This window comes from Vibrio sp. 10N, from assembly GCF_036245475.1.
Classification (GTDB): Bacteria; Pseudomonadota; Gammaproteobacteria; order Enterobacterales; family Vibrionaceae; genus Vibrio.
Genome location: NZ_BTPM01000001.1, coordinates 490,609 through 512,746, shown reverse-complemented (window position 1 = coordinate 512,746; position 22,138 = coordinate 490,609). Strand labels below are relative to the sequence as shown.

Sequence of the window (22,138 nt, the reverse complement as noted above, 5' to 3'; positions counted from 1 at the left end):
GATATCTGCCTTTTAGGACGTTACTTTGTTGATCAGTACCACAGCTTCTGTGGCGATGCCTTCTTTACGTCCTGTAAAACCGAGTCTTTCCGTCGTGGTTGCTTTTACGTTGATGTTGCCAATGTCTGTTTCCAGATCCGCAGCGATGGTTTGGCACATGGCTTCAATGTGCGGAGCCATCTTTGGAGCCTGTGCCATGATGGTCACATCCGCATTGACCAGCTCATAGCCTTGCGATTTAACCTTACTATAAACATCACGAAGTAACGCACGGCTATCCGCCCCTTTCCACTCATCGTCAGTGTCTGGGAAATGTCGGCCAATGTCGCCCGCCGCAATAGCACCTAACAATGCATCACATAACGCGTGCAACGCCACGTCACCGTCAGAATGGGCAATCAACCCTTGCTCATAAGGAATGGCAACACCACCAATGATGACAGGCCCTTCACCGCCAAATTTATGTACATCAAAGCCATGACCTATTCTCATTGTTCTAATTCCTTATTTTTGAGATAAAACTCTGCCAGAGCGAGATCCTCTGGGCGAGTAATTTTAATGTTGTCGCTACGCCCTTCTACCAATAATGGTGACAAGCCCGCCCACTCGACGGCTGATGCTTCATCAGTGATAGTGACCCCTTCAGATAAGGCGTCGCTGAGTGCGCTGTGCAGCAATTCCACTTTAAACATCTGTGGAGTAAGCGCATGCCAAAGGCCGGCTCTGTCTACGGTATGATCGATACCCTGTGCATCGTTGGCGCGCTTCATCGTATCTTTAACCGGAGCCGCCAGTATCCCACCAACAGGGTGAGTGCTCACTTCGTAAATCAGCTTGGTAATGTCGCTTTGCGTAATGCATGGCCGTGCTGCATCATGAACCAAACACCAAGCATTTGGGATGCGTTGTTTTACGTATTCAACCGCCGATAGAACAGAGTCTGCTCGCTCCCCACCACCGGATACGCGCACCACTGGTTTATCAGATAGAAAAGATAACCCTTCAAAATAAGGGTCACCGTCACTGATCGCGACGATAACACTATCAATACTTTGATGTGCTAATAGCCGCTCGATGGTGTGCTCAAGAATGGTTTGTTCATGGATTTTCAGATATTGCTTGGGAATATCTGCTTGCATGCGGCTACCCACACCTGCTGCAGGCACGATAGCAATAATGGGATGATGCTCAGGGATCATTGGTTGTCCTCACCTATGATTCGGTAGAAAGTTTCTCCTTGCTGGATCATGCCGAGCTCATGTCGTGCTCGCTCTTCGATGGCATCCAATCCTTGTCTAAGGTCATCAATCTCGGCAAACATTTCGTCGTTGCGAGTTTGTAAGTTACCATTCACTTGTTGCTGTACTTGGATTTCTGCATCGACTTGTTGGAAATCAACAATGCCATTTTTTCCAAACCAAAGGGTGTATTGCAGCCAAGAAAATACCATTAGCAGCACAAGTGTGAAGATACGCATAAGTCGGAACATTCCATTGAGAAATTCTGCTCTTTATATAGCACAGTTTACACCTTGAAATAAGCGAAGAAAAAGCATTGTTGTATCGTAGGCACAAAAGTGAGCACCCACTAGCTTAATCATAGACAGTGCAAACCTGTCACCCTAAGCGTTGCGATTATTTCTGTATGACATCTTTACTTGCTGAGGTTCGAGCTGGGTTAAGAAGGTGCAAGTGATAACTCTGCCAAAGTCATTTTTAACCGATTGGACATTAGCACTTGTTGGTTAAATTGAATGCCAAGCAAACTGCCTCGACCTTGTTTTCTTACGGTAACCAAGGCGTATACCATCCCCGCTGGTAGAAATTGATTCAGTGCAGACTCCACTTTCACTTCTAGCCCCTTACAAAAATCATGCTCTTCCTCAAGGTAGATACCACACCCCGCCAGCGAGAAGTCGACCATTTTTCCTTCGACACAAGTTTGACCAAATGAAATCGTACAAGGCAAAGAGAGCTTATAGCGAGAATGCTCACGAATTGGCTTCGACACGAACTCGCTAGGTGGCGATAAATAGAGCTGACTACAGGGGGTATCGACGCGAGATAGGTAGTCGGAACGAAATGCAATGACATGTCCAAAGCTGGAATCGGAGAGTCCGCGCACTACAAATTCGCCCTCATTGAGCTGCTTTTGTGCTGTGGTGTCGAGCCCTGAGGTGTCCACAATGAGAAATGCATCGACCTTGTAGCCAATTAAGGTGACCGTCATCCCTTTGAATTGTGAATTATCAACCGAGGATAGAGTCAACTTCATACCAGGCTTTAAGAAACTGTAACCTTGCCTTTGTTGTTCTCGTACCCATTCCATTGATAAACCTCCTTTAGTGACAACAAGATAATTACACAATATTTACGTGGACTATGCAATCAATCCCTTGTACCTACAAAAGATACAAATGCTTACAATTATATTAATTGCAAATAATAATAAATCGCATTAGCATTCATTCCGCAGTTCAATCGTAGACCTATCTCAGGTTCACTCTGCTAATAACAAAAACAATTGTCTCGGATAATCGAGCTAGGAAAGCCCCAATGAATTTCAAAGTGACCACACTTTGCAGTGCAGTGGTACTTGCACTCAATACTTCTCCAGTATTTGCCCAATCAGAACCAACACAAACTGACGAAACCTTGGTAATACACGCCCAAAGCTTCGACGACTATAAAGTTGATAGTGCAAGCGGTGCCATGCGTACCGACACCACCATGTTAGAAACCCCACAGTCGGTAAACGTTATTCCTGAGATTGTGCTCGATGAGCAGCTGGCCACCACATTAGGTGAAGCACTGCAAAACGATGCTAGCGTGAATGCTGGCTCTCAAAAGTGGAATCGCGAAGTATTTTATCTGCGCGGCTTTGAGCTTTCGTCGACCAATGGCTACCTAAGGAACGGTCACTCACTCTTTACCCACTATATGTTGCCAATTGAGACCTTAGATCGCATCGAGGTCATTAAAGGACCATCGAGCCTTCTTTATGGAAACTCGGCGCCTGGTGGCATGATCAACATGGTGTCTAAAAAGCCAACCGCGACACCACAAGTCAATGTTGGTACCGATATCGACCACCTTGGCAGCACTCGCTATCACATTGATGCTTCAGGTGCGCTTAATGAATCTGGCACATTGAGAGGTCGCACTGTGCTGGTTAAACAAGACTCCGTGGAGTCTCGTCGCTACGCTAATGGAGCACAGCGCGAGCGTGATCGCTTCCTAGGTTATGGTGTGATTGAAGCGGATCTGTCTGACTGGGGCCTGTTGTCTGTTAACTATGAAAAGACCAACGACAACGCGCCGCTGGATACGGGTTCTTGGCTAGATATGCAAGGCAACCGAATTGGTGATCGCGATATGATCCGCGATGCCTCTTGGTCATTCATCAACAACGATGTGGAAAACTGGGGTGCTGATCTTGATGTTTACATCAACTCACAGTGGCGCGCAAACTTCAGCTATAACTCACAGCACATGAAGCGTCACCGCTATGACTCTAGTCCAAAGCCGACGGATCAAACCCTCGTTGATGGCAGCTACACAATGAGTCCGTTTGACCGTCATGACACATGGAAAACCCAAGCATTCCATGCTGACTTACATGGTGATTTCACTGCACTAAGTGCTGATCACCAAGTACTGTTTGGCGTTAACGGTCAGTTCTATGACTACACTCAGCTGCGAGTTAAAGGTAACCCTATCAATGTCAAACCAGGCGAATCTCCTAAGAATCCAGGTCTAGACTATCACAATGACGATACTGCCTACGAAAGTAGCAACCACTTCTACGGCATCTATGCGCAAGATCTGATTACTTTCAACGATCAGTGGCAGGCGCTTGTGGGTGGCCGCTACGATCAGTACTTCAAAGATGGCACTAATAGTAACGGTGAAACTGTAAAAGGCGCGAACGACAGCCAAGCTTTCTCACCGAAATTTGGTGTGATTTATCACCCAAACTATTCAGGCAGCATCTATGCTAACTACTCGGAAAGCTTCAACCCAGTCGACAATGTTGTTAATGATGATGGTTCAATCACTGAGCGTACGCCAGAAAAGAGCCGCCAGTACGAACTGGGGACAAAGTGGGAGCTATTGGATAACCGATTGCTGCTAACCGGTGCGCTATTTGATATCGAAAAACGTAACATCAGTATCGAAGAGAATGGCATCACTACCCAAAATGGTAACCAACACCATCGCGGCGCTGAAGCTGGCGCTCAAGGTCAGCTATCCGATAGCTGGTTTGTGATGACATCTGCCATGTACCTAGATGCCAAGTACGATAAGCACAACTTGTATCAAGATAAGACACCAGCAAACGTACCTGAATGGTCTGGCTCAGTTTGGACACGCTACGCATTTACTGAGGCAACCGCATTCAATATCGGCTTGTTCTATCAAGGTGAGCGCTGGGCAGATAACGCCAACACCGTCACTCTTGATGGTTACACCCGCGTGGATACCGGTGCATCGCACAAAATCAGCAGCGACTATGTGACTTGGGATTTCCGTTTCAACATCGAAAACCTGTTTGATACCGAATACGTATCAGGTACCGGTGGCAGCACCAGCCACGGTGTGGTTACGGACGTGCACTATGGCAATGAGCGCCGCTTCAAACTGTCGGTCAACGCCTCATTCTAATTGTCCCTCCCCCTATTGTAAAAAGAGCGCTGCGGCGCTCTTTTTCATTGCCTATTGTTCAGCTTGTCACCGGTTTGACATCAATACGTCATCCATCTTCCATCTAGACTACGCAATTCTGACATATAGACGTCATACCCTCTTAACGACATTCAATGGAATTTGTTTAGAGGTTGCTATGGACACCACCAGCCCGTTTCGCTTACCGAGAAAGACCCCATTAGGCATTGCGGAAAACGTTGCCGAATGGGCCACTGGTTTGTCGGTATTGGATAACTTATATGCCCAGCGTCCGGCAGGCTGTGATACCGAGAGCTTTCTTCGCTTTGCCTTAGAGATATTAGGCATTGATTATCACGTCATCTCCGGTAGCCGGGACACAATTCCTCAGGCTGGTGCCACACTGATCGTTGCCAATCACCCATTGGGCTGCGTAGAAGGTGTGATCCTCGCAGAACTGCTGCTGCAACGCCGTAAAGATGTAAAAATCCTTGCCAACGAGTTTCTAAAATTAGTTCCTGAGCTCGAGCCGCTGTTCATCGGCGTCGATGTCTTTGATGGGGTGAACGCACATAAGTCCAATACTCGAGCGCTGCGTGCGGCCAATCACCACCTCGAACGAGGCGGCGCGCTGCTGGTCTTCCCTGCCGGTGAAGTGTCGCAACTGGTCGATAGCAAAGCTCTGCGCTTAGAAGATAAGGAGTGGAGCCGCTCGGTCAGTACGCTTATTAAGAGAAACAAAGCATTGACCGTACCGGTTCATATTGGTGGCCTCAACTCAAAACGCTTTTACCTCGCTGGCAAAGTACACCCTATGCTACGAACTGTGATGCTCGGTCGTGAACTACTGAATAAGAAGGACCGACCGATTGGTATCTCGATCGGACAAGCCATCAAGTTCAAAGAGGTCAACACCCTCGACAGCCGTCAGTTAGTCAATTATCTGCGCCTCAACACTTACTTGTTAGCAAAGCAACAAAGCCAGCCTCCCGTCGCGACGAAAGAGAATACGCCTGCTCAAACAAGCAATGACGCGCTCTTTGACCAGTACGAAGCGATTGCTCCAGCCATACCGTTAAGTGATCTACTGGCCGATATCGAGCAGCTACCAATGGAGCACCATCTACTCTCTAGTGGTGAATTTGATGTCTATTGCACGACCATGGACCATATCCCCGCCATCATGCATGAAATCGGCCGTATGCGAGAGCACAACTTTCGTTTAGTAGGAGAAGGAACTGGCCAGGCGTTAGATATCGATCACTTCGATAAGGACTACCACCACCTGTTTGTTTGGGATAGAGCAAATGAAAAATTGGTAGGCGCGTATCGACTCGGCTTGGTTGATCAGCTAATGGCGAAGCATGGCATACAAGGGCTATATTCGCGTACCTTGTTTAACTATGACCAGCCTTTTTTGGCAGCCATGGGTAAATCGATTGAAATGGGACGCAGTGTCATCGCCGAAGAATATCAAAAAAGCATGAGCGCCTTATTGCTGCTTTGGAAAGGCATCTCTGAGTTTGTCTATCAGAACCCTGACTATACTCATTTGTTTGGCCCGGTAAGCATCAGCAACGACTACAGCGATGTTGCTCGACAACTGCTGACCGACACGATGACTTTGCATCACTACGACCAAAACTGCGCTCAACATGTAATTGCCCCCAATCCACCCAAGCTTGCCAGCCAACCCAATTGGAACCCGCAGCTGTTATCCGCTCTGGCTGATATGCAGCTGTTATCGAGAGTCATAGCACGCCTAGAGCAAGGTAAAGGAGTGCCTGTTTTACTTAGGCAGTATTTAAGCCTCAACGGCAAACTCGTCAGCTTCAATGTCGACCCTGATTTTAATAATGCCCTTGATGGACTGATTGTGGTTGACCTGAGACAGGTTCCTCATCGCTCACTCGCTCGCTATATGGGCAGTGAAAATGCAGCTCTCTACCTTAAGCGTCACGCAAACACCTGACGTTAGCTCCCTGCGCTTCAATCGAAAAGAAAAGCAGCAAAAGCTGCTCAGATTGCTGACGAACCCCGCTTTTTCAAGCGGGGTTCTTTTTTCGGAGCGGCCGTAGGCCGCGATCGCGATATTTTTTGTTAGATAGCGTTCTGAAGTGAGTAAGGCTTAAATCGGCATACAGAGACTAGTATTTGACTTATTTCTGCCTTATTTAGGCCCATTTTTCGCAGATAGCTCACCACCAACGCTATCTTCTTGATGTTTTGAGCGGCAGCGGCTAACCAACATTGCATTTGCACTTTTGCGAGACCGCGGTAGCGCGCGTAACGGTGGCCATGGTGTTGTTTTGCATCGGCGAAGCTTCGTTCTACTGTTTCACTTCGCCTCCGATACGTCTTCTTTCCGTAGCTAGAGAGTCGCATTTGATTGGCTCGCTCCACCGTCTCACTATAAAGGTGACGCGTTATGACCTTCTGCATATTTTCACTCTTAGTACAGTCGTCCCGAACGGGGCAAAACGCACATTGTTTCGGGTCTGAAGCGTATGAGCGATAGCCTGCGCGTGTTGTGGTTTTATAGATAAGTTCTTGCCCTTCTGGACAGCGATAGGTATCGGTCTCTTTTTGGTATTTGAAGTCTTTCTTCTTAAATTTGTTCTTAGTTCTTGATGGGCGGCGATACCCGAACACACCTAATATACTGCGGCGCTCGAGTGATTCAGCAACAGGCGCAGTGAAGTAACCTGCATCGATACCAACTGCGATAGGATTGAGGTTGAACTGCTCTAGTGTGTGATCGAGACGACGGATATAGGGCTGTGAGTCATTCACATTCCCCGGTGTTGCGTATGTGTCTACGATGATACCGTGCTTACCATCCACGGTTCGGTGGTCAAGATAGAAGAAGCCTTGAGGCTTATTGTCTCGTGTCATAAAGCCACTTTCAGGGTCGGTGGTGCTGACTTTAGTGTTTTTGACGTCTGTCTTTGGTGGCGTCTCTTTGAATGGATTTTTACCTTCAGATTCTCGGTCTGCAGCCACATCTTCATTCAGCATATCAAGATAAGCGCCTGCACTAACTGGACGCAGACGATTCATGTGCTTGTTCTTGTTAGCATTGGCTTTAAGGTGTGTACTGTCAGTGAAGAGCTCCTGTCCTGCGACTAAGCCTTTCTCCATCGCTTGAAGCACTATGTTGTTGAAGATGCGCTCAAAGACGTCAGTACCATTGAAGCGTCGAATTCGGTTCTGGCTTAACGTCGAAGCATGGATAACTTTTTCGGTCAGTGACATTCGTAAGAACCAACGATAAGCGACGTTCACTTCAATTTCTTTGACCAGTTGGCGCTCACTTTTGATGCCGAATAGGTAGCCAAGCAGAATGATTTTGAATAAACGCACAGGGTCTACGGGTGGGCGGCCATTATCTTTGCAGTATAGATGTGCCACTTCGTCTCTGATGAACTCGAAGTCGATGGCATTATCAATTTTACGAACGAGATGATTCTGTGGAACGAGCTGTTCCATGGTTACCATTTCGAGTTCGTATTGCTGAGGAGAAGGTTTTTGAAGCATATCGGAGTATCCATATTTCGATACTCCTATTAGATCAAAGGTCTAGCTTGAAAGCTAGACCTTTGTCAGCAGTCTGAGCAGCAAAAGCTGCTTCAGATTGCTGACGAACCCCGCTTTTTCAAGCGGGGTTCTTTTTTCGGAGCGGCCGTAGGCCGCGATCGCGATATTTTTTGTTAGATAGCGTTCTGAAGTGAGTAAGGCTTAAATCGGCATACAGAGGCTAGTATTTGACTTATTTCTGCCTTATTTAGGCCCATTTTTCGCAGATAGCTCACCACCAACGCTATCTTCTTGATGTTTTGAGCGGCAGCGGCTAACCAACATTGCATTTGCACTTTTGCGAGACCGCGGTAGCGCGCGTAACGGTGGCCATGGTGTTGTTTTGCATCGGCGAAGCTTCGTTCTACTGTTTCACTTCGCCTCCGATACGTCTTCTTTCCGTAGCTAGAGAGTCGCATTTGATTGGCTCGCTCCACCGTCTCACTATAAAGGTGACGCGTTATGACCTTCTGCATATTTTCACTCTTAGTACAGTCGTCCCGAACGGGGCAAAACGCACATTGTTTCGGGTCTGAAGCGTATGAGCGATAGCCTGCGCGTGTTGTGGTTTTATAGATAAGTTCTTGCCCTTCTGGACAGCGATAGGTATCGGTCTCTTTTTGGTATTTGAAGTCTTTCTTCTTAAATTTGTTCTTAGTTCTTGATGGGCGGCGATACCCGAACACACCTAATATACTGCGGCGCTCGAGTGATTCAGCAACAGGCGCAGTGAAGTAACCTGCATCGATACCAACTGCGATAGGATTGAGGTTGAACTGCTCTAGTGTGTGATCGAGACGACGGATATAGGGCTGTGAGTCATTCACATTCCCCGGTGTTGCGTATGTGTCTACGATGATACCGTGCTTACCATCCACGGTTCGGTGGTCAAGATAGAAGAAGCCTTGAGGCTTATTGTCTCGTGTCATAAAGCCACTTTCAGGGTCGGTGGTGCTGACTTTAGTGTTTTTGACGTCTGTCTTTGGTGGCGTCTCTTTGAATGGATTTTTACCTTCAGATTCTCGGTCTGCAGCCACATCTTCATTCAGCATATCAAGATAAGCGCCTGCACTAACTGGACGCAGACGATTCATGTGCTTGTTCTTGTTAGCATTGGCTTTAAGGTGTGTACTGTCAGTGAAGAGCTCCTGTCCTGCGACTAAGCCTTTCTCCATCGCTTGAAGCACTATGTTGTTGAAGATGCGCTCAAAGACGTCAGTACCATTGAAGCGTCGAATTCGGTTCTGGCTTAACGTCGAAGCATGGATAACTTTTTCGGTCAGTGACATTCGTAAGAACCAACGATAAGCGACGTTCACTTCAATTTCTTTGACCAGTTGGCGCTCACTTTTGATGCCGAATAGGTAGCCAAGCAGAATGATTTTGAATAAACGCACAGGGTCTACGGGTGGGCGGCCATTATCTTTGCAGTATAGATGTGCCACTTCGTCTCTGATGAACTCGAAGTCGATGGCATTATCAATTTTACGAACGAGATGATTCTGTGGAACGAGCTGTTCCATGGTTACCATTTCGAGTTCGTATTGCTGAGGAGAAGGTTTTTGAAGCATATCGGAGTATCCATATTTCGATACTCCTATTAGATCAAAGGTCTAGCTTGAAAGCTAGACCTTTGTCAGCAGTCTGAAGCAGCAAAAGCTGCTTTTTTCATACTCATCTCGTCTCATAAATGAGAATGACCATGATCTTTGTCAGCAACTGGTGACAAGGTGATAAGCATCACAGTTCCTATGAAAAGGCCGTGCTAGAAAGCAAACAAAAAACAATAACTATCTCAATCACTTCCGTTAGCTAAGCGCTTATCTGATGTTGAGAGAAACAATGAGACTTTGCAGTGACAGATTTGACGTACCAACAGGCTCTGGCGCTATTTCGCCATTTCCCTGGCTTTCTTTCGATTCGCAATGCGCAGCACCAATACGTTTATCTAAACGATCGCTTCACTGCGTGGCTTCGGCAATATTCGGATGCAGATCCCATTGGTCTTACTGCCAGCCAAGTCGCTGACATCGTACCTAGCAATGTTGGCGATATGCTCAATGAATGCCATGATGCAAGCTTGGAATATCTCGATGCTGGACAGTGTGCCCCAAAGATCCTCAAGTTTCATGGTTTAGACTCCACCTCTTATTTTAATGTACTGAAGTTTAAGGTTTATATTGATGGTGAACCTTATATCTATACCACCAGCTTCGATGTTTCTGACCTACATCATGAGGTGAAGTTTTTTGAAAAGAAGGCTTATACGGACCCACTCACCAAGCTACATAATCTGGCGTACCTAAGTTCCGTAAATTGGCAGGCTGGTTTTTGTGTGGTCATTGACCTTGATAACTTCAAACACGTCAATGACAGTGCGGGCCACAGTGAAGGGGATATTGTATTGATGCGCTTCGCTCGCTGTTTACGCCAAGCCTTTTCAGGGCAAGATGTCTTGGTTCGCTACGGCGGGGATGAGTTTGTGGTTTTAACTCACGACCAAGATGAACAACGGCTGCACCAAGCGTTAGAGAAGCTTGCGGTGCTGTTTCGTGACAATTTTGTACAGTACCCGATGCTCTGTCATAGCATCGGCTATGCCCCATACCAAACGAGCTTGCGCGTCACCTTAAAAAAAGCCGATCTCGCCATGTATCGCACCAAACATCACAAACGAACAATAAGCTGACTAAAAGCAAAAAAATGGAGCGCATATCGCGCTCCATTTTAGTCATCAAAAGGTTTTGATTATACGGTGTAGCGAGACTTCATCTTTAAAGTGAAGTTCACCAACGCAATCAGTACAGGGACTTCAATTAGCGGTCCAATAACACCCGCGAACGCTTCTGGTGAGTTCAATCCGAAGACTGCAATCGCCACCGCGATAGCCAACTCAAAGTTATTACCTGTTGCGGTATAAGCGATAGACGCATTCTTATCAAAAGGAACGCCCATTTTTTTCGCGATAAAGAAGCTCACAAAGAACATCAAGAAGAAGTAGATGGTCAATGGAATGGCAACACGAACCACTTGCATTGGCAGCTCAACAATCATCTCCCCCTTGAGGCTGAACATCAGCACGATAGTGGCTAGCAATGCGATAAGCGTAATTGGTGAAATCGCAGGGATAAAGGTGTCGTTGTACCACTGCTCGCCTTTTTTAGCGACTAAGAGCTTGCGACTTAAAAAGCCAGCTAGAAACGGGATACCAAGATAAATCATCACGCTCTCGGCAATCTCACCCATCGAGATGTCGACCACTTGACCTTGGAAACCAAATTTAGGTGGCAGCACAGTAATGAATAGCCACGCCAAGAAGCTATAGGTGATAATTTGGAATACGCTGTTAAGGGCCACTAATGCCGCGCCATATTCTTTATTGCCGCCACCAATATCATTCCACACCAACACCATGGCGATGCAGCGCGCTAGACCAATTAAGATAACTCCCGTCATCAGACTCGGCTCATCACCAAGGAAGATCAGTGCTAACACAAACATCAAAATCGGGCCGACCAACCAGTTCATCACCAATGAGAGAGTAACAGCCTGCTTATCTTGCAGCACCTTGCCCATCAAGCCATAGTTCACTTTGGCAAGCGGTGGGTACATCATCAAAATAAGACCAATAGCAAGCGGCAGGTTAGTGCTGCCAACGGTCATTGATTCATTCAAGCTCTCAATTTGGCTTGGAAAAGCGACACCCAATAGCACGCCGAACCCCATAGCTAAAAAGATCCACAAAGTTAGGAATCTATCCAGAAACCCCAATTGTTTTGGCTGCTCAATGGCTAGCTGAGACATGTTAACTCTCCAACATCGTTAATCGTCGAATAACGATAGATTAGTAGTAATAAAAGTCGGCAATGCCGACTCACTGATATTCTTGATGCGAATTGGCCTAATCAAATGTTGATAAGGTCAACGCAGAAAACTCGTTCAACGCATCACGCTGAATGCGATAGCACACTTTCGGTGGTGTCGATTCTGCACTAATAAACCCCGCTACTTTGAGTATCCGTAAATGTTCAGAAACCGTTGATTGGGCAAGCCCCAACTGCGATACGAGGTCACTATTCAAGCAGCCACCAGCACGCTCTAAATCAGATAAAATACGGATAATTCGGATACGCGCCGGGTGTGACAACGCCTTCGCTTGGGCCGCTAGCTTCTTTTCTGTCGCTAACTGCTGCTCGCTGGCGATAAACATGTCTGGGTTCTCAACGCTACAACTGGTCAAAGTGCATCCTCTATCGTCTTTTAACGATAAACATACGCCTGAAACCAAAAAGAGTCAATCGTCTTTTAACGATTGACTCTTTTATTTATTCAATTCCGTTATCCGGCAACCGCTTTTGGCGCACCGGGCAAGCGAATGGAGATAATCGTGGTCAGCACCAAGAAAGCAAACGACACCCACATGCAAGCCGCGAGACCCGCAATTTGGAATACCCAACCGGACAACACGGTACCGATTAAGCGTCCCATCGCGTTGGCCATGTAGTAAAAGCCAACGTCCATCGACACGCCATCGCCTTTTGCATAGCTCACAATCAGATAACTATGAAGCGATGAGTTGATCGCAAAGATGGCACCAAAGATCAAAAGCCCCACAACAATGACCATTTGTGGATACCACTGCATCTGAACACAATACGCAATAACACCTGTGACCACGGCTAATGCCAGCGCCCACCACATGGCAGCACTGCCATCTGGCACTCTACCCTGCGCTTTGCCGGTAATTTTAGGTGCTACGCCTTGCACAAAACCATAAGCGATGACCCATAGCGCTAGAAATCCACCGACTAGGGTATGATCCCAACCAAAGATAGAACCAAGATAAATTGGTAAAGCGACAACAAACCAAACATCACGAGCGCCAAACAAGAACATACGCGCAGCCGATAAGATATTAATGCTCTCTGATTTCGAGAAGATCTGTTTAAATTTTGGCTTCGCTTTTGCCTTACCCATATCGCTTTCTAAGCTGATAACGCTGCCAATAAACACCAGTGTCAGCACTGCCGCCATTGCTGCAACCGCATACTGGAAACCAAGGACAGACAACAATAAACCACCGATAAAGAAGCCTGCACCTTTCAGTGCATTCTTAGAACCGGTCAAGATGGCCACCCATTTATAAAGCGCGCCTTGCTGCTCATCCGGAACCAAGGTCTTGATAGCACTTTTGGCACTCATCTTATTCAAGTCCTTAGCAATACCTGAAAGCGCTTGAGCCGCCATCACCCATGGAATGGTTAACCAAGCACTCGGAACAGCCAGCATTAACAAAGCAAAGATCTGCATCCCAAGCCCAATATTCATGGTGCGATTAAGGCCTAAACGTGCCCCTAACCAGCCACCAATAAGATTGGTGACCACACCAAAGAACTCATAGAAGAGAAACAGTGAAGCAATGGCGAGTGAACTGTAGCCAAGATCGTGGAAGTAGAGCACCACCAGCATTCGCAAAGCACCATCGGTAATGGTGAAATTCCAGTAGTTGAAGGTCACCAGCATATACTGGCGAACGCTTTTGCTAAGGTTAGACAACATAATTCTTCTGCCTAGTAACAGGGATAAGGGTTCAGAAATAAAAGCCCTCATCAGAGGGCTTTTATTTGCTGAGTTTTCTAACTGAATTGACTCTCTAAAGAGATTCCGATTAGAAAGTCGCAGCCAGCTTCTCTACGTAGTCAATTTGAGGCTGCTTTGTGAAAGCGCCAGGGCGTAATGCCTGAACCTCACGGCGAATCGTCTCAAGCTCCCACCCTTTCTCAAGCAGCAGGTTTGCCGCAAGAAGACCGGTACGACCTGAACCCCCCATGCAGTGCATCGCAATTTTCTCGCCCGCTTCCACCGCTTGATGCAGTTCTGGAGAGATCGCTTTCCAACCATCAGCGAAGTCGCTGCCTGGTGCGCGGTCATCTTCAATCGGCGTTTGGAACCACTTAATGCCTAGCGCCTGTGCTTTTTCTCCAAGCTCAGCCACGCCAGCTTCCGCCATCTCGCGATTATCCAAAGCAGTGACGATAACCGTGACACCTTGCTCTTTAAGTTGAGCTAGTGAGTCATCTAATGACGCCTCTTTGGTACCTGGACAAGGCGTTAATACCAAGGCTGCGTTATCTACGTTTAGTTCCCATGTTGGATGCATCATCATTACCCCGCTAGACCGACTTTACGAACCAATTCTGCTGTGCGTGTTGCGTAGCCCATTTCATTGTCGTACCACGCGTAGATTTTCACCATACGAGAGCCAACCACCATAGTCGATTGCGCATCAACGATGGTTGAACGTTGGTCGCCGCGGTAATCGATAGAAACAAGCGGACGCTCTTCAAAACCAAGGATACCTTTTAGCTCGCCTTGTGATGCTTCTTTCAGTAGTGCGTTAACTTCTTCAGCCGTGGTATCGCGTTTCACGTCAAAGATGATGTCAGTGAGTGATGCATTCGCTAGTGGTACACGTACTGCATGGCCATTAATCTTGCCTTTTAGCTCAGGGAAGATTTCAACGATCGCCGTTGCGCTGCCTGTTGTGGTTGGGATAAGGCTCATGCCGCATGCGCGAGCACGACGCAAATCTTTGTGCGGCGCATCAAGGATAGTTTGCGTGTTGGTTAGGTCGTGAATCGTTGTAAACGATGATTGCTCGATACCCAGTTTCTCGTGAATCACTTTCACTACAGGCGCAATGCAGTTCGTGGTACAAGATGCTGCTGTCACGATGCGGTGAGCCTCTGCATCAAAGATTTCGTCATTCACACCGACAACGATGTTGGCAATGCCTTCTTCTTTCACTGGCGCAGACACCACGACACGCTTAACACCTTGGTCTAGGTATTTGTTTAGGAATTCAGTTTTACGGTGCACACCGGTTGCTTCAATCACAACATCACAGCCAGACCAATCAATCGCATCGATATCGCGCTCTTGAGTCGTTTTAATACGCTGGCCGTTCACCACTAGCTCGTCACCTTCAACCGCTACGCCGTGATGCCAAGTACCTTGTACTGAATCAAACTCCAATAGGTGACCGAGTGTGGTGGCATCACCTGCAACGTCATTAATCAACACGAACTCTAGCTCGTCCCAATCAAATGCTGCGCGAAGCGCCAAACGGCCAATTCGACCAAATCCGTTAATACCTACTTTAATTGCCATAACTTAATCTCTTAATTACGTAAAATATTCGGTTGTACCGTCAAGCTCTAAGCATCGTTTGATGATGACGCAAGCTCGTTAAAGTTTAGTTGATAGGCACTTTGCAAGCAGTTCGATTGCTCAAGCCCTTTCAATGTTCGATAGAGCCAACCTGGCAATCCTTCAGCTAAGCTGTAAAAGACATGCTGCCCTTGCCTGGTGTCCTTGAGCACGCCTGCTTGTCGTAGCATAGCAAGGTGCCTCGATACCTTAGGTTGACTCTCTCCCAACGCCTCCACCAGATCGTTGACACAGACTGAGCCGTTGGCCGATACCCAAAGTAGGGTTCGAATACGGGTTTCATCGGACATCAATTTGAAGAACTCATGTGGAAGCATCTTTAAATACTCATATATGGATATGCGTATATATTAAAACCTCATCAAAAGCAGTCAAGGATCTTTTTTAATTGTCACAAAACTTTCATCTACGACATAAAGTCATTGGCGCTTTCTTTGATACGCGATCCCCATCATAATATTTACAGCTAACATTCATCTTTCCTACCACTTAGAGGAAACCATGACCAAAAGAATTCTCTTTGTTTGCCGTGGAAATTCTGCGCGCTCGCAACTGGCAGAAGCCATTGTTAACAGAGATTATGCGCCGCTCTATCAAGCGTCTAGCGCTGGCAGTAGCCCAAGTCAGGTCGACAATCGAACCATCGAAACTTTACAACAAGCCGAATTTGCTATCGATGGTCTGCGCTCTAAATCTATTGAAGAGTTCCAAGGCGAGCATTTTGATTATGTCATTACCTTATGCTCATCAGCACAGCGTGAGTGTGGGGTATTTGAAAATAGTAACGAGAGTCTATTTTGGGACCTCCCTAGCCCAACGTCGATATCTGAGACCTCCTTCGAAGCCTCTTTATTTGATCTGAAAAAGCGCATTGACCTGTTTATGGCAGTTCACAGCGACACACACGATCTCGACTTTGATCCTTTGGTGGTACATAAATGCTTGAGCGATCCAACTCGCCTTTTGATCACGCTAATGATCTTTACCGAAGTCGAACTGAGCGTGGGCGAGTTGTGCGAGGCGCTTCAAGAGTCTCAGCCGAAGGTATCGCGCGCGCTTGCAGTGTTGAGAAACTGCGGCATCGTCACTGACAGACGAAAAGGCCAATGGGCTTTTTATTCTATTTCAAACAAACTGCCGCTTTGGGGTATCGATATTCTTGATGCCTCGGTCAAAAGTATGTCTCGTCAGATTTTGGCTGCAAACCAACTGCTTAACCAGTCCAGTAACCGGCCAGAGCGCCACCGTTAACGCCACTTCATGACAAGCCGCTTACCAGCACCACCTTGAGGTAAGCGGCCATCTCCTTAGACTCGCAACCTTGTTCAAATTGCTGACTCCTATCGCAATGTGATGGCAAATCACACCCAATGCGCAGAGATTATCGACAAAAGATAAACGCAATCGTTTTACACCTTGTTTTACCGCACATCTGTCAGTTTTGAAAAAAAGTTACCAAATGGTGGTGATTCATCCGGTTTATTTATTTTGATCCAAAAATTAAATCTTAAGGGCCGAAACCTTGCTCTAAAACAACTTCTGCACGGTGAAATCCGATCAATTCGGTGGTAGAATTCGTGCCCGAAAAGAAAAAAAATTACAGAATTAGCGGTTATTTTTTTGCAATCTTACTGAATTAACCTAGTAAGCGCCCAAAAAAGTGGCCTAGAAAGTGCCTCATTTAGTCATAAAATGACTAAACTTGATGAAAGACTTTCACTCCTAGAAGAAGCGAAACTAGAGAAAGACATTGATAGCTCACGTGAATTATTTGTGGGCATCCCTAGCCTTCTAGAGAGACTAATACTAACTTTCAAATTGTAATAATATTTACCGGAGAGTATCTTCCATGAAAAAGACCAAAATCGTTTGTACGATTGGCCCTAAAACTGAATCAGTAGAGAAGCTAACTGAGCTTGTAAACGCAGGCATGAACGTTATGCGTCTAAACTTCTCTCACGGTGACTACGAAGAGCACGGCACTCGTATTGCTAACTTCCGTGAAGTAATGGCAAACGTAGGTAAGCAACTTGCAATTCTTCTAGACACTAAAGGTCCAGAAATTCGTACTATCAAGCTAGAAGGCGGCAACGACGTTGATCTAGTAGCTGGTCAAGAATTCACTTTCACAACTGACATCGCTGTTGTAGGTAACAAAGACACTGTTGCTGTTACTTACGCAGGTTTCGCAAAAGATCTTTCTGCTGGTAACACTATCCTAGTAGACGACGGTCTAATCGAAATGGAAGTTATCTCTACAACTGACACTGAAGTTAAGTGTAAAGTTCTGAACAACGGCGCACTTGGCGAAAACAAAGGTGTTAACCTTCCAGGCGTTTCTGTTCAACTTCCAGCTCTATCTGAAAAAGATAAGAACGACCTTAAGTTTGGTTGTGAGCAAGGCGTTGATTTCGTAGCGGCATCTTTCATCCGTAAAGCAGCAGACGTTAAAGAAATCCGTGAAGTGCTAAACGCAAACGGCGGCGAGAACATCCACATCATCTCTAAGATTGAGAACCAAGAAGGTGTAGATAACTTCGACGAGATCCTTGAGCTGTCTGACGGCATCATGGTTGCACGTGGTGACCTAGGTGTTGAAATCCCAGCTGAAGAAGTAATCTTCGCTCAGAAGATGATGATCGAGAAGTGTAACCGTGCTCGCAAGACTGTTATCACTGCAACTCAAATGCTTGATTCTATGATCAACAACCCACGTCCAACTCGTGCAGAAGCGGGTGACGTTGCGAACGCAATCATGGACGGTACAGATGCAGTAATGCTTTCTGGTGAAACAGCGAAAGGTAAGTACCCTGTTGAAGCGGTAACTATCATGGCTCAAATCGCTAACCGTACTGACGGCGCACTAAAAGCTGAACTAGGTTCTCGCCTAGACAGCCCACGCCTACGTATCACAGAAGCAGTATGTAAAGGTGCAGTAGACACAGCTGAGAAGCTAGCTGCTCCTCTAATCATCGTTGCTACTGAAGGTGGTAAGTCTGCACGTTCTGTACGTAAGTACTTCCCAACGGCAAGCATCGTTGCTCTAACGACTAACGCTAAAACAGCTGCACAGCTAGTTCTTACTAAAGGTGTTCGTCCAGTTCTTGTTGATTCAATCGACAGCACTGACGAGTTCTACAAAAACGGTAAAGAGTACGCTCTAGAATCTGGTTTTGGTAAGAAAGGCGACATCGTAGTTATGGTTTCTGGTGCACTAGTAGCATCTGGTACTACGAACACAGCGTCTGTTCACGTACTATAATTCCGAAGATATATACAAAATATCTATAAAAAGAGGGCTTAGGCCCTCTTTTTTTTATAATTTTCTTGCCCAAAATTTCAACACGCTGTACTATCAGACATGCTTTACAACACGGCATACCGCCGTGCGTTTCCAGATTTTATTTTCTGAGTTAAGAGGTGTAACGTGTCAAGCCCAACATTGACAGACAAAGTCGCTAAAATGATCTGTCAGGATATTCTTTCGGGGGAGCTCAAGCCTAACCAAAAACTGGTGGTTGCTGAGCTTAAGGAAAAGTACAACGTAGGAGCCTCTCCTATTCGAGAAGCGCTGATTCAACTTTCGTGGATTAAATACGTCAAACTTGAACCACAAAAAGGCTGCTGGGTAGCGCCAATTTCAAAGTTAGAACTGTATGATTTGTATGAAAGCCTGAAGGTTGTTTCTTCAGTCTTACTAGAAAAGTCCATCCAGCAAGGCAGTGAAAGTTGGGAACTCGAAATCCTAACGGAATTTCATAAACTGTCTCGCTTTAAGTTCCAGGGAGACAATTTTAACTGGCAGGAATGGGAAGATCGCCAAGAGGCTTTCTATAGCTCATTACTCAGTGGCTGCTTCTCAAAGAACATGCTCGACTTCTTTAATGACATCATCAGGCAAGTCAAACGCTATCGACGCGTATCACTCAGCCACTCTCCTAAAGCATTCGCAGAGCTGTTTAATCTCGAAGAGCACGAGAAAATGATGAAACTGACCCTCGACAAGGATATTGACGGTGCTCGTGTGCAGCTAGCCCAATACCTCAACGATATGATGAAAGATATCGAACCCACGGTCAGCGAAATTGAAATGAACTAAACAAAAATCGGGGCTAGCCCCGATTTTTACCATCCAAAGAATTCTTTGTGATGTGTGTTGAGCAGAAGCACCATAGGCAAAAAGTATAATGCGCTCAACTTAATGCCCAATACGACCAATGTACCGATCGTGAGCCTTACCAAAAAGTGATTGTACATAACGAACCTCTATCACCTAACTCATTGACATCCAAGTGAATACTGTCCAATCAATAGCAAATTCCGTTCTTGAGAAAGGAGAAAATGTAAACTTAAAAGTGTGACCTTACTCCAAGAGCGCCTAGTTTACTGACTCCACTTAACAGGTCAAGTTTTAATCAGCCTTAGACTAAAGTCTAATATAGTGGCACGTATTTTACACGTCTCAAAAGCAAGAAGAGGCCGTCTGTTGGTGCAGCGTTAGGGGAAAAGTAACCTGATAGAGGAACAAAAAAGCCGCATAGTAATGCGGCTTCAGATTGCTGACGAACCCCGCTTTTTCAAGCGGGGTTCTTTTTTCGGAGCGGCCGTAGGCCGCGATCGCGATATTTTTTGTTAGATAGCGTTCTGAAGTGAGTAAGGCTTAAATCGGCATACAGAGGCTAGTATTTGACTTATTTCTGCCTTATTTAGGCCCATTTTTCGCAGATAGCTCACCACCAACGCTATCTTCTTGATGTTTTGAGCGGCAGCGGCTAACCAACATTGCATTTGCACTTTTGCGAGACCGCGGTAGCGCGCGTAACGGTGGCCATGGTGTTGTTTTGCATCGGCGAAGCTTCGTTCTACTGTTTCACTTCGCCTCCGATACGTCTTCTTTCCGTAGCTAGAGAGTCGCATTTGATTGGCTCGCTCCACCGTCTCACTATAAAGGTGACGCGTTATGACCTTCTGCATATTTTCACTCTTAGTACAGTCGTCCCGAACGGGGCAAAACGCACATTGTTTCGGGTCTGAAGCGTATGAGCGATAGCCTGCGCGTGTTGTGGTTTTATAGATAAGTTCTTGCCCTTCTGGACAGCGATAGGTATCGGTCTCTTTTTGGTATTTGAAGTCTTTCTTCTTAAATTTGTTCTTAGTTCTTGATGGGCGGCGATACCCGAACACACCTAATATACTGCGGCGCTCGAGTGATTCAGCAACAGGCGCAGTGAAGTAACCTGCATCGATACCAACTGCGATAGGATTGAGGTTGAACTGCTCTAGTGTGTGATCGAGACGACGGATATAGGGCTGTGAGTCATTCACATTCCCCGGTGTTGCGTATGTGTCTACGATGATACCGTGCTTACCATCCACGGTTCGGTGGTCAAGATAGAAGAAGCCTTGAGGCTTATTGTCTCGTGTCATAAAGCCACTTTCAGGGTCGGTGGTGCTGACTTTAGTGTTTTTGACGTCTGTCTTTGGTGGCGTCTCTTTGAATGGATTTTTACCTTCAGATTCTCGGTCTGCAGCCACATCTTCATTCAGCATATCAAGATAAGCGCCTGCACTAACTGGACGCAGACGATTCATGTGCTTGTTCTTGTTAGCATTGGCTTTAAGGTGTGTACTGTCAGTGAAGAGCTCCTGTCCTGCGACTAAGCCTTTCTCCATCGCTTGAAGCACTATGTTGTTGAAGATGCGCTCAAAGACGTCAGTACCATTGAAGCGTCGAATTCGGTTCTGGCTTAACGTCGAAGCATGGATAACTTTTTCGGTCAGTGACATTCGTAAGAACCAACGATAAGCGACGTTCACTTCAATTTCTTTGACCAGTTGGCGCTCACTTTTGATGCCGAATAGGTAGCCAAGCAGAATGATTTTGAATAAACGCACAGGGTCTACGGGTGGGCGGCCATTATCTTTGCAGTATAGATGTGCCACTTCGTCTCTGATGAACTCGAAGTCGATGGCATTATCAATTTTACGAACGAGATGATTCTGTGGAACGAGCTGTTCCATGGTTACCATTTCGAGTTCGTATTGCTGAGGAGAAGGTTTTTGAAGCATATCGGAGTATCCATATTTCGATACTCCTATTAGATCAAAGGTCTAGCTTGAAAGCTAGACCTTTGTCAGCAGTCTGAAGCCGCATAGTAATGCGGCTTTTTGTTATTTGACTACGCGAAGACTCGGTCGCCCTTTTGGCTTAGGCGGCTCATCATCTCCGTTAGGCGCGTCATTGCTTTGCTCTGGCTGCTCAGTTTCTGCTGCCACCGACAAACCGGTCACCACTTCTGGCTCTGAGATGTCTTCTTCTTCAATAGAAAGATAGGCATCTTCAGGTTCGAACATAGTGCCTGCACCGTTTTCACGAGCATAAATAGCTTGTACAGAGTAAAGTGGAGCTATCACCGAGTGAGGCTTACCACCGAATCGAGCATGAAACGTAATTGCTTCATTACCCAACTCAAGCTGGCCAACCGCCCTTGGAGCAATGTTAAGAATGATCTGACCGTCTTGCACGAACTCCAAAGGCACTCGCACACCCGGCATGTTTGCATCAACAACAATATGCGGGGTTAAATCATTCTCAACTAGCCAATCATAAAATGCACGTAGCATATATGGTCGGCGAGGTGTCATTTTTTCAATATCCATTGTCTCGA

At 46.4% G+C, this 22,138-nt stretch carries 20 protein-coding genes; 6 read left to right on the top strand and 14 right to left on the bottom strand.

Annotation, left to right across the window (positions count from 1 at the left end; translation table 11 throughout):
• Positions 1–12: 12 nt before the first annotated feature.
• The 4 genes from ispF to AAA946_RS02605 all read right to left on the bottom strand — a co-directional run bounded on the left by ispF (position 13) and on the right by AAA946_RS02605 (position 2,328).
• Positions 13–492: a 2-C-methyl-D-erythritol 2,4-cyclodiphosphate synthase gene (ispF, locus tag AAA946_RS02620; RefSeq protein ID WP_338163497.1), complete on the bottom strand. Its 480-nt coding sequence runs from the start codon at positions 490–492 to the stop codon at positions 13–15.
• On the bottom strand, positions 489–1,199 hold the full coding sequence (gene ispD, locus AAA946_RS02615) for a 2-C-methyl-D-erythritol 4-phosphate cytidylyltransferase (RefSeq protein ID WP_338163496.1): 711 nt from the start codon (positions 1,197–1,199) through the stop codon (positions 489–491). Before ispD ends, ispF begins: the two co-directional genes overlap by 4 nt.
• Positions 1,196–1,477: a cell division protein FtsB gene (gene ftsB / locus AAA946_RS02610; protein ID WP_112479006.1), complete on the bottom strand. Its 282-nt coding sequence runs from the start codon at positions 1,475–1,477 to the stop codon at positions 1,196–1,198. Before ftsB ends, ispD begins: the two co-directional genes overlap by 4 nt.
• A gap of 200 nt (positions 1,478–1,677) precedes the next feature.
• A complete protein-coding gene (locus AAA946_RS02605) occupies positions 1,678–2,328 on the bottom strand; it encodes a PilZ domain-containing protein (protein ID WP_338163495.1) in 651 nt (216 codons plus the stop codon).
• Positions 2,329–2,555: 227 nt separating this feature from the next.
• On the opposite strand from AAA946_RS02605, the gene AAA946_RS02600 reads away from it, so the two are divergent.
• The gene (locus AAA946_RS02600; protein ID WP_338163494.1) at positions 2,556–4,664 is read left to right on the top strand and encodes a TonB-dependent siderophore receptor; all 2,109 of its coding nucleotides are present in this window, start codon (positions 2,556–2,558) and stop codon (positions 4,662–4,664) included.
• Positions 4,665–4,842: 178 nt separating this feature from the next.
• Complete coding sequence (locus AAA946_RS02595; RefSeq protein WP_338163493.1) at positions 4,843–6,636, top strand: lysophospholipid acyltransferase family protein; 1,794 nt, start codon at positions 4,843–4,845, stop codon at positions 6,634–6,636.
• A 128-nt stretch (positions 6,637–6,764) separates the two neighbouring features.
• Here the strand turns inward: AAA946_RS02595 and AAA946_RS02590 are convergent, their stop codons facing one another.
• Both AAA946_RS02590 and AAA946_RS02585 read right to left on the bottom strand, forming a co-directional pair.
• Positions 6,765–8,201 (bottom strand): IS1182 family transposase, encoded by a 1,437-nt coding sequence (locus AAA946_RS02590; protein WP_338163492.1) that lies wholly within the window; start codon positions 8,199–8,201, stop codon positions 6,765–6,767.
• Between the two features lie 173 nt (positions 8,202–8,374).
• Entirely contained in the window at positions 8,375–9,811 is a 1,437-nt protein-coding gene (locus AAA946_RS02585; RefSeq protein WP_338163447.1) for an IS1182 family transposase, read from the bottom strand.
• A 284-nt stretch (positions 9,812–10,095) separates the two neighbouring features.
• Here AAA946_RS02585 and AAA946_RS02580 point away from each other — a divergent pair, with 284 nt between their 5' ends.
• Entirely contained in the window at positions 10,096–10,929 is an 834-nt protein-coding gene (locus AAA946_RS02580; RefSeq protein WP_338163491.1) for a GGDEF domain-containing protein, read from the top strand.
• Positions 10,930–10,988: 59 nt separating this feature from the next.
• Here the strand turns inward: AAA946_RS02580 and arsB are convergent, their stop codons facing one another.
• The 6 genes from arsB to AAA946_RS02550 form a co-directional block, all read right to left on the bottom strand.
• Complete coding sequence (gene arsB / locus AAA946_RS02575; protein WP_338163490.1) at positions 10,989–12,044, bottom strand: ACR3 family arsenite efflux transporter; 1,056 nt, start codon at positions 12,042–12,044, stop codon at positions 10,989–10,991.
• 97 nt (positions 12,045–12,141) lie between these two features.
• Positions 12,142–12,450: an ArsR/SmtB family transcription factor gene (locus AAA946_RS02570; protein ID WP_338165756.1), complete on the bottom strand. Its 309-nt coding sequence runs from the start codon at positions 12,448–12,450 to the stop codon at positions 12,142–12,144.
• 128 nt (positions 12,451–12,578) lie between these two features.
• A complete protein-coding gene (gene arsJ, locus AAA946_RS02565; protein WP_338163489.1) occupies positions 12,579–13,799 on the bottom strand; it encodes an organoarsenical effux MFS transporter ArsJ in 1,221 nt (406 codons plus the stop codon).
• A gap of 109 nt (positions 13,800–13,908) precedes the next feature.
• Positions 13,909–14,403, bottom strand: a complete 495-nt coding sequence (locus AAA946_RS02560) for a cyclin-dependent kinase inhibitor 3 family protein (RefSeq protein WP_338163488.1) — start codon at positions 14,401–14,403, stop codon at positions 13,909–13,911.
• Between the two features lie 2 nt (positions 14,404–14,405).
• Positions 14,406–15,410 carry an ArsJ-associated glyceraldehyde-3-phosphate dehydrogenase gene (locus AAA946_RS02555; protein ID WP_338163487.1) on the bottom strand — a complete coding sequence of 335 codons (1,005 nt, stop codon included), beginning with the start codon at positions 15,408–15,410 and terminating at the stop codon, positions 14,406–14,408.
• Positions 15,411–15,457: 47 nt separating this feature from the next.
• Positions 15,458–15,787, bottom strand: coding sequence for a metalloregulator ArsR/SmtB family transcription factor (locus AAA946_RS02550; protein WP_112459474.1), 330 nt, complete (start codon positions 15,785–15,787; stop codon positions 15,458–15,460).
• 184 nt (positions 15,788–15,971) lie between these two features.
• On the opposite strand from AAA946_RS02550, the gene AAA946_RS02545 reads away from it, so the two are divergent.
• The 3 genes from AAA946_RS02545 (at position 15,972) to AAA946_RS02535 (ending at position 19,569) form a co-directional block, all read left to right on the top strand.
• Entirely contained in the window at positions 15,972–16,721 is a 750-nt protein-coding gene (locus tag AAA946_RS02545; RefSeq protein ID WP_338163486.1) for a metalloregulator ArsR/SmtB family transcription factor, read from the top strand.
• Positions 16,722–17,319: 598 nt separating this feature from the next.
• A complete protein-coding gene (pykF, locus tag AAA946_RS02540; protein ID WP_338163485.1) occupies positions 17,320–18,732 on the top strand; it encodes a pyruvate kinase PykF in 1,413 nt (470 codons plus the stop codon).
• Between the two features lie 165 nt (positions 18,733–18,897).
• Positions 18,898–19,569, top strand: coding sequence for a GntR family transcriptional regulator (locus AAA946_RS02535; RefSeq protein WP_338163484.1), 672 nt, complete (start codon positions 18,898–18,900; stop codon positions 19,567–19,569).
• A gap of 533 nt (positions 19,570–20,102) precedes the next feature.
• On the opposite strand, the gene AAA946_RS02530 is transcribed toward AAA946_RS02535, so the two are convergent.
• On the bottom strand, positions 20,103–21,539 hold the full coding sequence (locus tag AAA946_RS02530; protein ID WP_338163447.1) for an IS1182 family transposase: 1,437 nt from the start codon (positions 21,537–21,539) through the stop codon (positions 20,103–20,105).
• Between the two features lie 102 nt (positions 21,540–21,641).
• The gene (gene sspB / locus AAA946_RS02525) at positions 21,642–22,130 is read right to left on the bottom strand and encodes a ClpXP protease specificity-enhancing factor (RefSeq protein ID WP_338163483.1); all 489 of its coding nucleotides are present in this window, start codon (positions 22,128–22,130) and stop codon (positions 21,642–21,644) included.
• Positions 22,131–22,138: the final 8 nt, after the last annotated feature.